This is a genomic window from Eisenbergiella massiliensis (assembly GCF_003435485.1).
The window spans coordinates 178,056-193,583 of sequence record NZ_QVLV01000001.1 but is presented as its reverse complement, the minus strand read 5'-3'; the positions used below and the strand labels follow the sequence as shown (position 1 = coordinate 193,583).

The window sequence follows — 15,528 nt, the reverse complement described above, 5'->3', positions numbered from 1 at the left end:
GGCATTTTGCTGTTTTACGGCGTATGCGGACTTTCCTGAAGGCTCTTGATTTTGCAGGATGCCTTTTTCAGGGAAAAATAACGGAGGGCACCTTTTTCCGGTGTCCTCCGCCATGTCTTTTTATTCTATTTCTTTCCGCCGTTCTTTTTGGCCGCGCTCCTTAACGTCTGCACAACCGCTATCGCCAGTCCGGTAAAAAGCAGATACTTTTTTACCTTTTCCAGCGCCTCCTCTCTGGTAGCCGGGATATGGCTGTATACAAAATCCCGAAAGGGATGCGACGGCCTACTTCCCACCAGTTCCTTATAGGTCAGCAGCCTTGTCTCATAGTCCGCCGGATTTTCCTCATGGAATATCAGTTCCCTGACCGCCCGGCTGACACCGTCGCCATAATCATGAAAACCGCAGGAGGGCGTATAGCCCAAATCAATTCCGCCCCAGTTTCCCACAAAGCTGTTTCTGTGATCATGACCGCAGTATACGGCAAAAATATCTCCTTTTTCACGAAGGCTTTCAAATTCCCTGGCATTGTTGTCAGGCGCGCTTACCGCCTCCCGGAAGCTGCCGCCATCGCATTTTTCCTCATCCAGAAGGTAATACTCGTTGGCATGGGTACGGTAGGTACGGATTGCGCCCCTGGTTTTCTTATCCACTCTGCGCAGAAGCCGGTAATACTCGGGCATGGGAATGTGCTGGAACACAATTCCCGGCACCAGGCCGCCATGAACCTGCTCGAAGGTATCCCTTGCCGCCTTGTACCAGTAGATCTGCTTGGGATGGAGGGTCTGACAGCCACCGCCGGCGGCGTCACCCTGGGAATCCAGCAGGTAAACGGCCATCACCGTCTTTGTCTCTTCAAAATTCTGTATCCCTATGGCAAAGGTGCCTTCCTCCGGCCCATGAAGTATCTCCTGTCCCCGGCTGTTCAGCCAGTCCACACAGCCCGGAATTCTGCGGTAAATTCCCATCTGTTCCTCGTTGCTCATTCCGCTCTGCCTGTCATGGTTCCCAAAGGTTACGGCAAAGGGGATGCCCCTGGACACAATCGGCTCTAGTATGCCCCGTATTGCTTTTTCTGTCTGCCCGGGCTTCTTCCTGAATGCACGGCTGTAGCCTTTTAGCTGATCACCGGTGAGCACCACCAGATCCGGCCGGGCCGTATCAAGCGCTCTTCTGATAAGCGCCATGGTATCCTCCGACGCCTCAGGCAATTCCTGTATATCTGCAAACTGTAATATATGAAAAGTTCCATCTTCCCTGAACTTCATTTCATCAGCTCCTTTCTTTCCTTTTCCAACATGTTATGTAAACTTCTTCCCAGGAGGATGCCGCATTTTCCCATTTCTTCCACCCATCATATACGTATATATCCATATTTACAACAAAATACATAAAATCTTAAAGAAAGCTTCACTCAGATTTAACATAAGGGGGTGGGGGCCCGGTTCGCCTTCCGGACTTTCGGGGTCCTGGCGCCGTTGGGGGGCTGCCGTTTTGTGCTGGCAGGGGGGTTTTCAGAACCAATTCAAAAATGGGATGGTTCTAACTGTGCTTTTCCGGCATACCGCTGCCAGCGTGGCTGAACTTCTCGTTGCAGCCACATCGGCTGCAGCGGCTGCGTCTTGGCAGTCGATGTGGCTTCCACTCGTCGGACAAGCCACTAAGGGCGGCAGCGGTATGCCGGAAAAGCACAGTAAGAAGCCATCACCATTTTTTCTTATGGTTCTGAAAACCCCCCTGCCAGCACAAAACGGCAGTCCCCCCAACGGCGCCAGGACCCCGAAAGTCCGGAAGGCGAACCGGGCGGGCAGGCTATGAAGGGAGGACGGGAAAGGAGGGATTATTATCCGGGAATTGGGCAGGGGTTTAGAGGCGATAATCAGGTGGAATTATGTAAAATTTTTGTATTGATTTATCTAGTTAAAAAATATTTTTATGGTTGACAAGTGGTAGGTGTGGTGATACATTTATGTGGAAATAATTGTGTTTGTGTGGAGATGAGTGTATATGTTTGCAAATGAGAGACGGGTTAAGATTGCGGAGATGCTGGAGAGGCGTTCTTCTGTTACGGTTGCGGAATTGACGGATGCTTTTCAGGTTTCTCTGGAGACGATACGGCGGGATTTGGAATATTTGGAGAGGCAGGGGGCCCTGAAGAGGGTGCACGGGGGAGCTATAACGGTTCGGAAGATGCAGAGCTACAGCAGCCTTTCTGCCCGTGTCACGGAGCACAGGGAGGAAAAGAGGAGGCTGGCTTTGGCGGCAATTCCTTATATCCGTGAGGGGGACTGTATTTCCCTGGATACGGGATCCACTTCTTTTGAGCTGGCGGCATTGCTTTGTGAGCATTTTCATGAGCTTACCGTGGTGACGAATTCTCTTCAGGTTTTTCAGATTCTTTCCGGAAAGGAAGGGTTCCAGACCATCCTTACGGGAGGGTTCTATATGCCGGATGAGAAGACTTTTTACGGGCATCTGACCCTGGATATGATAAGGCAGCTGCATGTTTCCAAGTATTTTATTGCGCCCTCCGCTATTTCCCTGGATTTTGGAATCAGCGATCACATTCATGAGCTGGTGGCGGTGCAGCGCGCTCTTATTGATATTTCGGATCAGATAATAGTGCAGGCTGACAGTTCCAAATTTGAAACCTGCGCTGCGCTGAAAATCTGTGATCTGAACCCACGGTTCCTTTATCTGACCGATTCTGGTCTTCCTGATGAAATATTGGAAGCCTATAAAAAGGCATCCATAAATATTATAAAATATTAATATGAGGGTCCGCAAAAGGCGGGCAGAAAGGCACAGTATATGAATCAGAAAGTAATCCTCATCCTTGCGGACGGTTTCCGTCCCGACGCATTAACCACCTGCGGCCATCCTTATGGACAGCGGCTGCTGGAGCTGGGAAGCTATTCCCTGGAAACAGAAACCGTTTATCCTTCCGTTACGCTCCCCTGTCATATGTCGCTTTTCCACAGTGTTTCACCTGATCGTCACGGCATTCTTACCAATACCTATGTTCCTCAGGTCCGTCCTGTAAACGGACTGTGTGAGCAGCTGGCTGCGGCCGGGAAAACCTGTGCTTTTTTCTATAACTGGGAAGAGCTGCGGGATTTAAGCCGCCCCTCCAGCCTTGCCTACAGCTATTTTGCCGCAGGGCATGTTTATTCCTATGAAAAGGCCAATGAGATGGTTACGCAGAATGCACTTGAATTTATTGAGTCAGAAAAACCGGATTTTGCATTTGTCTATCTGGGACTGACCGACAGTGCAGGGCATGAGTTCGGATGGATGGGCGAAGAATATAGGAAGGCCTGCCGTCAGTCCCTGGATGAGGTTCAGCGGCTTACGGAACGTTTCATGGAAGAGTATACGATTATTTTCACCGCGGATCATGGCGGACATGGCCGCAGCCATGGGTCCCTTGATAAAGAAGATATGCTGATACCTCTTGTTTGCATTGGTTCCTGTTTCCAGCCGGGTGCTGTTCTGGAGCAGCCTGGTATCTGTGATATTGCACCTACTGTTACACAGCTCCTTGGGGCTGCGGCTGCCAGAGAATGGGAGGGCAAAAGCCTGCTATGCTGAACAGACTCAAATCCGGGCGGCAGATGAAATTTTTCTGCTTCCTATGCTGCCTGGTCTATTTTGCCAGTTATCTGACCAGGTTAAATTATGCGGCCTGTCTGGCTGAAATACAGCGTTCTCTTGGAATCAGCAAAAGCCTTGCCGGATTGCCGGTAACCGGATGTTTTGTTACCTATGGGATCGGACAGCTGCTCTGCGGCTTCCTGGGAGATAAATTCCAGCCCCGGAAAATGATTTTCACGGGGCTGGCCGCCACTTCCCTCTGCAATCTCCTTGCTGCTCTTTTCCCTCGTATGGAGGTCATTATCCCGCTCTGGTGCCTGAATGGTTTTTTCCAGTCCATGCTCTGGCCCCCTCTGGTAAGAATCATGGCTGAGGCCCTGGATGAAGAGGGCTATAAAAAGTGCTGTGTCCAGGTGTCCGTTGCTTCATCCGCCGGTATGATCGCCGTATATGTGCTTGCGCCCGCCTGTATCCGTTTTTCCGGCTGGCAGCTTGCTTTCCTGCTTCCGGCATTCTTTGGAATTGCCTCCGCCTTTGTCTGGACCATCAGCATCCGGAAAATGCAGGCTGACGGAACCAATGCCATTTCCGCCCTGTACCTGGAAGTGGGGAATGAAAATCCGGTAAAGCTTTCTTCCCTGGTTATCCAGGCTTCCCTGGTTCCCATCCTGTTTGCCATTGTTCTCCATGGTATTCTGCGGGACGGCATCACTACCTGGATGCCTGCTTATATTACGGATACCTTTGGGCTGAGCACCTCCCTGTCTATCCTGACCACAGCAGTTCTGCCGATTTTCAGTATATTCAGCATCATAATCGCATCTTCTCTGTTACAAAAACTGAAAAATGAACTTCTGACGGCAGCCCTGCTTTTTGCCTGCGCTGCGCTTTCCTGCTTTATCCTGCTCCCAGTTTACAATACCGCCCCTACATTAAGCGTTACCATGATGACTTTAATAACAGGAAGCATGTACGGAATCAACCTGATGCTGATCAGCCGGGTGCCCAGGCATTTCGCCCGCTTCGGCAGGGTTGCCACCATATCCGGCATACTCAACGCTTCTACTTATATAGGAAGCTCTCTGTCCACCGCAGCCTCCGGGGCCATCTCCGATCATTACGGCTGGCATGCTACAATCAGCGTTTGGGCCGTCACTGCCCTGGCCGGTACCTTAATCCTTGCTTTCAGCTTCCGAAAATGGTCCCTTTTCTGCGGCAGCTGCGATAATAAACCTCTGGTCAACAGGCGTTTCTTATGATATACTTGCGTCGTCGGACGCTCCGCAACGGCACTTAACCGCCGGAACGGGCCGCTCCCGCATAGAACATTATAGCTGTATTATAGGAGAATGTCCGTATGAGTATTTTAAATGTTGAACATCTTTCCCATGGCTTTGGTGACAGAGCCATTTTTCATGATGTTTCCTTCCGCCTGCTCAAGGGAGAACATATTGGCCTGATCGGCGCCAACGGCGAGGGGAAATCTACCTTTATGAATATTATCACCGGAAAGCTCATGCCTGATGAAGGCAAAGTGGAATGGGCCAAAAATGTCCGTGTGGGCTATCTGGATCAGCACACGGTACTGGAAAAGGGCACTTCCATCCGGGAAACTCTGGCTTCCGCCTTTTCCTTCCTGTTTGAAATGGAAGCCCAGATGAATGAAATATGCGATAAGATGGGGGAAGCCACCCCGGAAGAGCTGGAAGTATATATGGAAGATTTGGGCACAATCCAGGATATGCTTACCATGCATGATTTTTATATGATAGACGCCAAAGTGGAGGAAGTGGGGCGCGCCCTGGGCCTTGCGGATATCGGCCTGGACAAGGATGTAGCGGACTTAAGCGGCGGGCAGCGCACCAAGGTTCTGCTTGGCAAGCTGCTCTTGGAGAAACCCGATATCCTTCTCCTGGACGAGCCTACCAACTATCTGGATGCAGAACATATCGAATGGCTGAAACGGTATCTGAACGATTATGAAAACGCCTTTATCCTGATATCTCATGACATTCCTTTCTTAAACAGCGTTATCAACCTGATTTACCACATGGATAACCAGGCCCTGACACGCTATGTAGGGGATTATGACAAATTCCAGGAAGTCTATGCCATGAAAAAGTCGCAGCTGGAGGCCGCTTACAACAAGCAGCAGAAGGAAATTGCGGATCTCAAGGATTTTGTAGCCAGAAACAAAGCACGGGTCGCCACCAGGAACATGGCCATGTCCCGTCAGAAAAAACTGGATAAAATGGATGTAATTGAGCTTGCCGGCGAAAAGCCTAAGCCGGAATTTCATTTTAAAGAGGCCCGTACCCCCGGCCGTTACATTTTTACCACGCAGGATCTGGTGATCGGTTATGACGAGCCGCTTTCCACGCCGCTGAACCTGTCCATGGAACGGGGTCAGAAAATCGCCCTCATCGGTTCCAACGGCATAGGTAAAACCACGCTTTTAAAAAGTATACTCGGCCTGATCCCGCCTCTTTCCGGCGCAGTGGAGCAGGGGGATTATCTGAGCATAGGCTATTTTGAACAGGAGATGCCGCCGGATATATCCACCAGCTGTATTGAGGAAATCTGGCAGGAATTCCCCGGGTTCACCCAGTATGAGGTCCGCTCCGCCCTGGCGAAATGCGGGCTGACCACAAAACATATCGAAAGCATGGTAAAGGTCTTAAGCGGCGGCGAGCAGGCAAAGGTACGTCTGTGCAAGCTCATCAATAAGGAAACCAACATCCTGCTTCTGGACGAGCCTACCAACCATCTGGACGTGGATGCAAAAGCCGAACTGAAGCGCGCGCTTCAGGAGTACAGGGGAAGCATTCTCATGGTTTGTCACGAACCTGAATTTTATGACGGGCTGGCAACCGATGTCTGGGACTGCACCAAATGGACGACAAGGGTATTCTGACTTCTGCCGGTTATTCCGGCGGAGGTTCCCCTCCGGATATCCTACTTGATTTACCGGAGTCCATACCAAAGGTTCCAGAGAACACTGCCAAGCAACGGCTGCAGGGTCATCATAATAAGAATGACAATGGCAAAGGAAAGCTCCATCTCGTATCGGCAGACGGGACTTTCCGCGCCGGAGCTTTTATTTCCGCAGCCTTTATTCCCACAGCTTTTACTGCCGCAGCATTCCTCATTCACAGTCTGTGCCTTCATACAGGCATCCTCCGCATTTCCTTGCACATTTCCTTCCGCTTTCGCCTCCTGACCGCCTGCCTCCTCCACTGCCCACAGACTTCCGGGCTCCGGCTTTTCTCCCACGCCGAACCTGCCGCACGTCCTGGGGAAAATACGGTTTATTGCCAGAAACAGCAGATATCCCAGCCATGTGCCCATAGTATTCATAAGCAGATCATCAATATCTGTAGCCCGGAACGAGAATAACTGCGCAGCCTCAATAAACAGAGAAAAGAGGAAGCCGATGCTCACCGTCTTTTCCACCATCTGTTCCCGCCGCCAAAGCAGGGGGACAAGAAAGCCCAGGGGCATAAACAGCAGCATGTTTTCAAAATATTGTCTGGAATTACTGAAAAATTCCACCATAGGAATCATATTGATATTAGCGTCAAAATGAAATTCCTGAAACGCCGGCACCCCTGTCAGCGTCAGAATACCAGCCAGCAAAAATGCAAACAGAAAGACACCCGCCGTATGCCATCCGCTTATTTCACACTTTCCTTTCCCCTGAGCCGTACTACACTGTGCCATACCCTTTTGCACCGTGTTGCGCATCCTTTTATGCACCGTGCCCTCCAGCCATCCCAGAAAAGGAATGGAAAGCGCCAGTCCGCTGCCGGCCCCTATTGCCAAATTCAGGATAAATAACATTCCCTCATCCTCCCCTTTCAGACAGTTTTCTTTTATCTGCTTCCATCATAACCTGTTAATTATAAAACTTTCTTCACTTCCCATTAAGATTCTCTGAAGATCAGGCTATTTATTTCTGTATAGGCACCGCTCAGGCTGCTGTTCGTTTTTGATTGTATATTTGCCCGTACTCCATTATAATAAAAACAAATTGATATGGGGGGATAGTTATGATGATTACTGAAAAAAAGGACTCTAAATCCAAAAGGAAAATAATAATAATATGCGCTGTTGCCATCGGCATCCTGGCGACTGTAAATATAGTTCTGCTTATTTTGTTGCTGCAGTCCGGCGGAGGGCCGGGCAGGCACGGCGCCGTAAATGTGGGGATTACTGAAAATCCGACCGTTATAAGTTCCCGCCTGGAAGAAAGCAAAAAGCCGGATTCCATCCTTCAGAATGTGCTGGAACAGTTCCGCAGCATCCGGGAAGAAAAGGAAAAGCAGGCGGCCAAAAGCAAGAAGCCCGTAGAGGTTACTATAACGGATAAAATCAACGTGGAAAAAGGCGCTGCCCCGGATGTGACCCTTCCCCGCTGCTACTTTATTTTTGAAGTTACCAACAACAGCGCAGACAGAACTATCGTTGAAATCCAGGGTTCTGTCCATATGAGCAACAGTGCCGGGCAAGAATTCCTTACCCTTCCCTGCGATCTCACCGACATCAGCGTCGGCCCGGATGAGACCTCTGTGGAGGAAGGCATTTATCTGGATATTTATGAGGATTTGAATGAAACAAGGTTTTTATATTCCACTGACTATGACGATTTGATTTTTGAATATAAAACAAATACGATCATATATTCCGATGGCGGCCAGTCCCTGCCCAATGAGGATTGGCTGTGACCGTAAGACACAATTAAGAGGCAATCAATATGGATCTGATAAATCAATTTATAGAAAATTACAAGAAGAAAATAAACTTTTACGAAACAGCAGGACGCATTGCCGCCGAAATGCTGGAGGATGCCCTGCGCTCCTCCGGTATCCGCGCCATGGTAACCTCGCGCGCCAAGAGCCCCAGCCGGCTCAAAATCAAGGTGACGCAGCGGAATGAAAAACGGGAAACTCCCTATAAAAACATGAGCGAAATCTATGCGGATATCGCCGACCTTTCCGGCGTACGCGTGTCCCTCTATTTCCCCGGCGACCGTGCAAAAGCGGATCGGGTCATCAACAACCTGTTTACGGTGGCTGAAACCAAGAAATTCCCGGTGCAGTCCAAACAGCCTTCCTACAACAAACGTTTTTCCGGCTACTGGGCCACCCATTACCGGGCTTCCATGAAGGAAGATTCCCTGGATAAAAGCCGGATAAAATATGCCCCTGTGCGCCTGGAAATCCAGGTGGCGTCCGTTCTGATGCATGCCTGGTCGGAGGTGGAGCATGATTTGGTTTACAAGCCGCTTCAGGGCACCCTTTCCGATGAAGAGCTAGCCATCCTTGACGAACTGAACGGTCTTGTCCTCAGCGGCGAGATAGCTCTGGAACGGCTGCAGGCCGCAGGAAACGAGCGGATCCAAAGTAAAAATACATCCTTTAACAACCAATATGATCTGGCGGCTTATCTTTACAATTATCTGAGCACCCGATATAAGCGGATGGATATCGAACCGCGCATGGGAAATGTAGAACTGCTCCTGCGTCTGATGGGACGGCTGAAAATAGCCAATGCCAAAGAGCTTGAACCGATTCTGAAGTCCACAAAGCTTGTCAACGACAAGCGGACCATCTCAGAACAGCTCTCCGACCAGATCATCTGCGGCAATGAAAAACGCTATCATCTTTACAGGGAGCTTCGCGCCCCCGGAGAAAAGCTGAGCAAAGAGCAGTACCAGGCTATGGAATACTTTATGAAGCCCTGGATTAGCCTGGAAACCATTCTCGGCAGGCTGACCCTGAAAAGCAATCCCAAGGCAAGAGGCACCTTTAATGTGAACAGCCTGAAACGGATGAAGGTACTTTCCAAGGAAAACCTGGACCGGGTGGTTGCGTTGCGGAACGCCCGGAATGTCCTCGTCCATGGAATTGAAATTCCCGATATGGCCGCCCTTATAAAAATGGGTGACGATGTGCGGGAAATCCTGTCCCAGCTGGCGGCTTCCGGGAATACATAAGGGGTTGTTTATTTATATTACCCTGAAAAATTGCAGGAAAAAGACGTTGGCCGTTTATCAGCCAACGTCTTTTTCCTATAAGAATATATGAATTTATAATAATTATTCAGCAGATCAGCGCATCTACGACGCTGACCATAAGAAAGTAATTCAGGAATGTTACAAACGCTTCCTTTCAGAATTTTAGTTCGTCCTTTTTCATATAGCCGCCGGAACCCGCATATTTTACCTTTGCAGCTGTTGTTGAGGATGAACTGTCAAGTACCTCAACCGGCCGCCCCTTCAAAACATAAAATACCAGACTTGAATCCGAACAGTCTGAGGAAGAATAAAATCCGTTTATTTCATATTTTCCGCCTGCGTAAACGGCACTTTTCTGTGGATCATCAGGATCTGTTACGATTGGGACTCCGCTTTCATCATAAGTTATAATCATACCCGGGAAATTGTTTTTATCAAATTCATTACCAAAAACTTCAGAAAATGCTTCCGTCATTTCCCTGTCTATATCTTCATTTGTCTTAATACCATATGCATTTACCGTCCGTTCTGCAGGAATATCTACTGTCCCACGTTCATTTCCCGGCGCTGCAAATACCATTCCGGCGCAAAATATGGACAGGAAACATATAGCGAATACAGCTGTTCCCAATCTTTTCTTCCCCGTACTCATTATAGAAAACAGTCGATTTTTCATATATTTTTTACCTCCGCAGGAAAATGATGAGAATAAGGTATTTGATTTTGCCTTGCAGCCGGCCAGATGTATAATAATCATCGAATACCGATACCTCCCGGCTTCCGGCATATTCTCTGTAACCAACTCATCACAGGATAGTTCGCAAAAGCAGGTGAAAGCCCTGGAAAACGCATAAACAGCCGGATTAAACCAATTGATGGCGACTGCCAGAAGCAGCGCCCATCTGTACCAAAGGTCTTTACGCTTCAAATGAATCATCTCATGCCGCAGTACAAGCAGTAAATCTTCCCTGGCCATTTGGGCATCCGTAAGCAAAATAGCAGGCTTTAACAGCTGAATAAGCATAGGACTTGATATACAGGCGCACTTTCTTATCTGAAGATATGAGGTAATCCCAAGCTGATTCTTTATTTCCCGAAATGCCTCTAATATCCGGGCATCTGCTATATCCCCGCTCCACCGTTCCACCATCCTTTTGAAACTCACGTACTTCATTACATGGTAAAACAATACGACGAAAAAACCAAATAACCATATAAAGAAAACAATCATTACCGGTGATACGGCCGCAGCAGGCGCTGGAATAAAAACAGTTCCGTCTCCCCCGGTCTTTTCCGCAAGAGCTGCAAAAACATTCTGCAGGGAACCTGTTCCTTCAGAACATAAAATACTTGTAGAACCCATGGGAAAAAATATCTTAATTCGCGGTCTGAACGGAATTATAAAACCAGTCAGTATCATTTTCCCGGCACAGTAAAAATCCCCTGCGAAATATTTTCCATTCGCTAAAGCCCCGGCCAGTATGTACACGGCTGCAATGACCGCCATTATACAGGAAGTATGAAATAACTGGTTCATAAATTCAATCATCACTTTTTCCTCTGATCATTAACCCACTTTACCAGTTCGTCTATTTCATCACCGCTTAATCCCTCACCCTGATACAGCGTATTAATCAGATTCAGCCGCGAACCGCCATAATATTGTTTTACAAAGCTCTGTGTTTCATATTGAAGATATTCATCCCTTCCTACCAACGGTTCAAAAAAACGTTCTTTTCCCAGTTTCTCCGTTTTTAAAAATCCCCGCTCTACAAGACGGCCCAACAGCGTATGGACGGTCTGCGCTTTCCATACTTTCCTGTTTTCTCTGTTTAACTGCTCCATCAACATGCCTGATGTGACCGGAGGCGTTAACTGCCATACAATATTCATAATCTCAAACTCCGCGTCCGGTAGCTTTTTTATTGCAGTCATACGCGTCACCTCCATTATCGACAATTGTCTTATCTATATACTATATTACTTACCTGTCAAAGTCAATAGTTTTCTACATTTGTAGACAATTGGCAACGTGGAAATCCTTTCGGACTTAGCTTCGTTTTTTAACAATGCCTTTAACAATATTTTATCACAAATTTTTCTCGCACCATTCCTGAAGCGGACATTGTGTACATTTGGCTTTACGCGCTGTACAGATCTCCCGTCCCAGATAAATCAGCTGAAAATTAATCCGGTTCCAGTGATCCTTAGGCAGAACCTTCATCAATTCCTGTTCCGTCTGCTCGGGGTTTTTCCCTTTTGCCCAGCCCAGCCTGTGGGAAATCCGAAATACATGGGTATCCACCGTAACCCCGGGAATCCCATAAGCGTCCGCCAGAAAAAGAGTGGCCGTCTTTCTTCCCACACCGGCCAGCTTCAGCACTTCTTCCAGCTTATCCGGGACTTTCCCGCCATAATCTTTTACAAGCTGTTCACAACATTTTTTCATGTTTTTCGCTTTATTTTTATAAAGCCCCACTGACCGGATATATTCCTCTATCTCTTCCACCGGGGCCTGTGCCACTTCCTCCGCCGTCCGGAATCTTCCAAACAGGCCGGGAAGGGCCTCATCCACCTGTTTGTCCGTGCTCTGGGCGCTGAGCATTATCGCTGTCAGCAGCTGCCAGTCCTGATTATGATAAAACCCGTCTTTTGTAGTACCATAAATCTTATCCAGAGTCTCCAATATATGCTGTAGCTTCTCTTTTTTTGTCATCGGTGTTTTCCCCCTGCTGACTGTTTTCTTCATCTGTGTTATCATGAAATAATGGGCTTCAGAATCTCCCGAAGCTCCCGTTGCTGCAAAATGGCTGCTATACAATTTATTATAACGGGAATGCCGGCAGGACGCAACTTGGAGGTTTTGCCGCACAGCGGATAGCTGGCGGCGGCATCTGCCCGCTTCCCTTCTTATGGAGAAAAAATATGGACGGTTTTTCCAACCTGAAACATGCCCTGCTTGCGGAGCAGGTCCAGGAACAAATCTATCAGTTTATACTAAACACCCCTCTGCCTGTCGGTGCGCGCCTTCCCAATGAATTTGAACTGGGCCGGAAATTCGGTGTGGGACGAAGCACTGTCCGGGAGGCGGTGAAGCTGCTTGCTTCCCGTGGTATTCTGGAAGTGAGAAGAGGTTCGGGAACCTATGTAGTTTCAACCACTCCCGCGGACCTGGATCCGCTGGGACTGAGAAAAGCAGAGGATAAAATGGCACTCGCCCTGGATTTGGCTGATGTACGGATTATACTGGAACCGGGAATTGCAGAAATGGCCGCCCTTAAAGCCCGTCCCGCAGACGTAGAAAAGCTGGACAGCCTGTGCCGCCTCATCGAAAAACGAATTGCCAGGGAAGAAAGCTACATTGACGAGGATATTGCTTTTCATACCTGCATTGCAGAATGTTCCGGCAATATCGTGGTAAAGCAGCTCATTCCCATCATTGATACTGCCGTCCTGATGTTTGTCAATGTAACCCACCGCCGGCTAACCAAAGAAACCATCCAGACCCACCGCGCCATTACGGATGCCATTGCAGAACATGATTCCATCGGCGCCAAAACAGCGATGCTGATGCATATGATCTATAACCGGGATATGATAAAGCAATTGATAAAAGAACAGGAAGCTCCTGCCCTTACTCACCCAAACCATAGGGATAAAGCAAAAGACATCTGATGATTTTTTCCTGTCATCATCACAAAAATCTGGAAAACCAGCAAACGAGCAGGCAATTAAACGAATTTTTATGGAACCTGTCCAAATAAATAATAATAATTCCAGCAAAAAGTAGAATACACATCTGACAACTTGCTAAGAGAATTAGGGAATGCTAGGATAAAAGCAACGAAACATCTGATGATTTATATTTTGCTCCGCAAAACATGGAGGAAAATCCCTCTGCTCGCCAGGGGGCTCGCATTTTGCTCCGCAAAACATGGAGGAAAATCCCTCTGCTCGCCAGAGGGCTCGCATTTTGCTCCGCAAAACATGGAGGAAAATCCCTCTGCTCGCCAGAGGGCTCGCATTTTGCTCCGCAAAACATGGAGGAAAATCCCTCTGCTCGCCAGAGGGCTCGCATTTTGCTCCGCAAAACATGGAGGAAAATCCCTCTGCTCGCCAGAGGGCTCGCATTTTGCTCCGCAAAACAAGGAGGGATTGACAAATGGAATTGAATAGTCAGCGGGTCAGGGCACTGGCCCCGGAAAACGATCCACTGAAAATCGGCATGGGTTGGACGGTTGAGGATCTTGATAAGCCGCAGATTCTTGTGGAAAGCACCTTCGGGGACAGCCATCCGGGAAGCGCGCACCTGAATCTTTTCGTGGAAGAAGCCATGAAAGGGATCCGGGATTCGGGCGGCAGGGGCGCGCGTTATTTTACGACGGATATCTGTGACGGAATCGCCCAGGGGCATGACGGAATTAACTATTCCCTCGCCCATCGGGATATGATTGCCAATATGATTGAAATACACGGCAATTCCACTGGTTTTGACGGCGGTGTATTCATCGCCAGCTGTGATAAATCCGTTCCGGCCTGTCTGATGGGGCTGGCAAGGCTTAATATGCCCTCCATCGTCATTACGGGGGGCGTCATGGAAGCCGGACCCGACCTGCTGACTCTGGAACAAATCGGCGCTTATTCCGCAATGTGCCAGCGCGGCGAAATTACCGAAGAAAAGCTTACCTATTATAAACAGAATGCATGCCCCTCCTGCGGCGCATGCTCATTTATGGGAACCGCTTCCACCATGCAGATTATGGCGGAAGCGCTGGGATTGATGCTTCCCGGTTCAGCACTGATGCCCGCCACCTGCCCGGAGCTGAAGGAGATGGCCTATAAAGCAGGCAGACAGGTAATGGAACTGGTTAAAGCAGGGCTGAAGGTAAGTGATATCGTAACAATGGAAGCCTTTGAAAACGCGATCATGGTTCACGCGGCTATTTCCGGCTCCACCAATTCCCTGCTGCACATCCCGGCAATGGCCCATGAGCTCGGCCTGGAAATCGATGCGGACACCTTTGACCGGATGCACCGCGGCGCCCACTATCTCCTGGATATCCGCCCCGCAGGCAAATGGCCCGCACAATTTTTCTATTACGCAGGCGGCGTCCCTGCCGTCATGGAGGAAATCAAATCCATGCTCCATCTGGATGTCATGACGGTCACAGGAAAAACTCTGGGAGAAAACCTGGAGGAGCTGAAGCAGAACGGTTTCTATGAAAAATGCAGCGTATCCCTGGAAAAATGGGGGCTGAAGCGTACGGACGTCATACGCCCCTTTGATAATCCCATCGGTTCGGACGGAACCGTTGCCATTCTCCGCGGCAACCTCGCCCCGGAGGGCTCTGTTGTAAAACACTCCGCCGTACCTGCCGAAATGTTTCAGGCAGTTCTTAAAGCCCGCCCCTTTGACTGTGAGGAGGATGCCATCGCCGCTGTTTTATCCCGGAAAATCCGCCCCGGAGATGCGGTCTTTATCCGTTACGAAGGCCCGAAGGGATCGGGGATGCCGGAAATGTTCTATACTACGGAAGCTATTTCTTCCGATCCGGAGCTTGGCAGATCCATTGCACTGATTACAGACGGCAGATTTTCAGGTGCCTCCAAAGGCCCTGCTATCGGCCATGTTTCTCCGGAAGCTGCTGACGGCGGACCGATCGCCCTTGTGGAAGAGGATGACCTGATCCGTATTGACATTCCGGCCCGTATGCTGGAGATCATCGGCGTCAAGGGCCGGGAGCTTCCTCCAGAGGAAATAGATAAGATTCTGGAAGAACGAAGAGCTAACCTGAAGCCCAGGGAGCCGAAATATAAAAAAGGAGTGCTGAAAATTTACTCCGAACATGCGGTTTCACCTATGAAGGGCGGCTACATGGAGTAAACCTCTCCGCTTAAATTTACGGGCTGTCAAAAGG

General features: G+C 49.0%; 13 protein-coding genes. 8 read left to right on the top strand and 5 right to left on the bottom strand.

The window, feature by feature from the left end; translation table 11 throughout:
• Nucleotides 1-125 precede the first annotated feature (125 nt).
• The gene (locus tag DXC51_RS00820) at nucleotides 126-1,268 is read right to left on the bottom strand and encodes a metallophosphoesterase family protein (RefSeq protein WP_117543332.1); all 1,143 of its coding nucleotides are present in this window, start codon (nucleotides 1,266-1,268) and stop codon (nucleotides 126-128) included.
• A 739-nt stretch (nucleotides 1,269-2,007) separates the two neighbouring features.
• Between DXC51_RS00820 and DXC51_RS00810 the strand changes: the two genes are divergently transcribed.
• The 4 genes from DXC51_RS00810 to DXC51_RS00795 all read left to right on the top strand — a co-directional run bounded on the left by DXC51_RS00810 (nucleotide 2,008) and on the right by DXC51_RS00795 (nucleotide 6,508).
• Nucleotides 2,008-2,772: a DeoR/GlpR family DNA-binding transcription regulator gene (locus tag DXC51_RS00810; RefSeq protein WP_117543328.1), complete on the top strand. Its 765-nt coding sequence runs from the start codon at nucleotides 2,008-2,010 to the stop codon at nucleotides 2,770-2,772.
• 39 nt (nucleotides 2,773-2,811) lie between these two features.
• Nucleotides 2,812-3,591 (top strand): alkaline phosphatase family protein, encoded by a 780-nt coding sequence (locus DXC51_RS00805; protein WP_102287267.1) that lies wholly within the window; start codon nucleotides 2,812-2,814, stop codon nucleotides 3,589-3,591.
• Entirely contained in the window at nucleotides 3,585-4,853 is a 1,269-nt protein-coding gene (locus DXC51_RS00800) for an MFS transporter (protein ID WP_181969998.1), read from the top strand. Before DXC51_RS00805 ends, DXC51_RS00800 begins: the two co-directional genes overlap by 7 nt.
• 98 nt (nucleotides 4,854-4,951) lie before the next feature.
• Nucleotides 4,952-6,508, top strand: a complete 1,557-nt coding sequence (locus tag DXC51_RS00795; protein ID WP_021635143.1) for an ABC-F family ATP-binding cassette domain-containing protein — start codon at nucleotides 4,952-4,954, stop codon at nucleotides 6,506-6,508.
• Nucleotides 6,509-6,558: 50 nt separating this feature from the next.
• Here DXC51_RS00795 and DXC51_RS00790 read toward each other — a convergent pair whose 3' ends face one another.
• Complete coding sequence (locus DXC51_RS00790) at nucleotides 6,559-7,434, bottom strand: VanZ family protein (RefSeq protein ID WP_117543324.1); 876 nt, start codon at nucleotides 7,432-7,434, stop codon at nucleotides 6,559-6,561.
• A gap of 209 nt (nucleotides 7,435-7,643) precedes the next feature.
• Here DXC51_RS00790 and DXC51_RS00785 point away from each other — a divergent pair, with 209 nt between their 5' ends.
• A complete protein-coding gene (locus tag DXC51_RS00785; RefSeq protein ID WP_117543322.1) occupies nucleotides 7,644-8,318 on the top strand; it encodes a hypothetical protein in 675 nt (224 codons plus the stop codon).
• Between the two features lie 29 nt (nucleotides 8,319-8,347).
• Entirely contained in the window at nucleotides 8,348-9,589 is a 1,242-nt protein-coding gene (locus DXC51_RS00780; protein ID WP_021635140.1) for a RelA/SpoT domain-containing protein, read from the top strand.
• A 175-nt stretch (nucleotides 9,590-9,764) separates the two neighbouring features.
• Here the strand turns inward: DXC51_RS00780 and DXC51_RS00775 are convergent, their stop codons facing one another.
• The 3 genes from DXC51_RS00775 to nth all read right to left on the bottom strand — a co-directional run bounded on the left by DXC51_RS00775 (nucleotide 9,765) and on the right by nth (nucleotide 12,326).
• On the bottom strand, nucleotides 9,765-11,159 hold the full coding sequence (locus tag DXC51_RS00775; RefSeq protein ID WP_117543320.1) for a M56 family metallopeptidase: 1,395 nt from the start codon (nucleotides 11,157-11,159) through the stop codon (nucleotides 9,765-9,767).
• Nucleotides 11,159-11,545 carry a BlaI/MecI/CopY family transcriptional regulator gene (locus tag DXC51_RS00770; RefSeq protein WP_117543318.1) on the bottom strand — a complete coding sequence of 129 codons (387 nt, stop codon included), beginning with the start codon at nucleotides 11,543-11,545 and terminating at the stop codon, nucleotides 11,159-11,161. The genes DXC51_RS00775 and DXC51_RS00770 overlap by 1 nt, the downstream gene beginning before the upstream one ends.
• 154 nt (nucleotides 11,546-11,699) lie before the next feature.
• A complete protein-coding gene (gene nth / locus DXC51_RS00765; RefSeq protein WP_117543316.1) occupies nucleotides 11,700-12,326 on the bottom strand; it encodes an endonuclease III in 627 nt (208 codons plus the stop codon).
• Nucleotides 12,327-12,535: 209 nt separating this feature from the next.
• On the opposite strand from nth, the gene DXC51_RS00760 reads away from it, so the two are divergent.
• Together DXC51_RS00760 and ilvD are read left to right on the top strand one after the other, a co-directional pair.
• Nucleotides 12,536-13,285, top strand: coding sequence for a FadR/GntR family transcriptional regulator (locus tag DXC51_RS00760; RefSeq protein WP_102288525.1), 750 nt, complete (start codon nucleotides 12,536-12,538; stop codon nucleotides 13,283-13,285).
• Nucleotides 13,286-13,772: 487 nt separating this feature from the next.
• On the top strand, nucleotides 13,773-15,494 hold the full coding sequence (ilvD, locus tag DXC51_RS00750; RefSeq protein WP_117543312.1) for a dihydroxy-acid dehydratase: 1,722 nt from the start codon (nucleotides 13,773-13,775) through the stop codon (nucleotides 15,492-15,494).
• The last annotated feature ends 34 nt before the right edge of the window (nucleotides 15,495-15,528 follow it).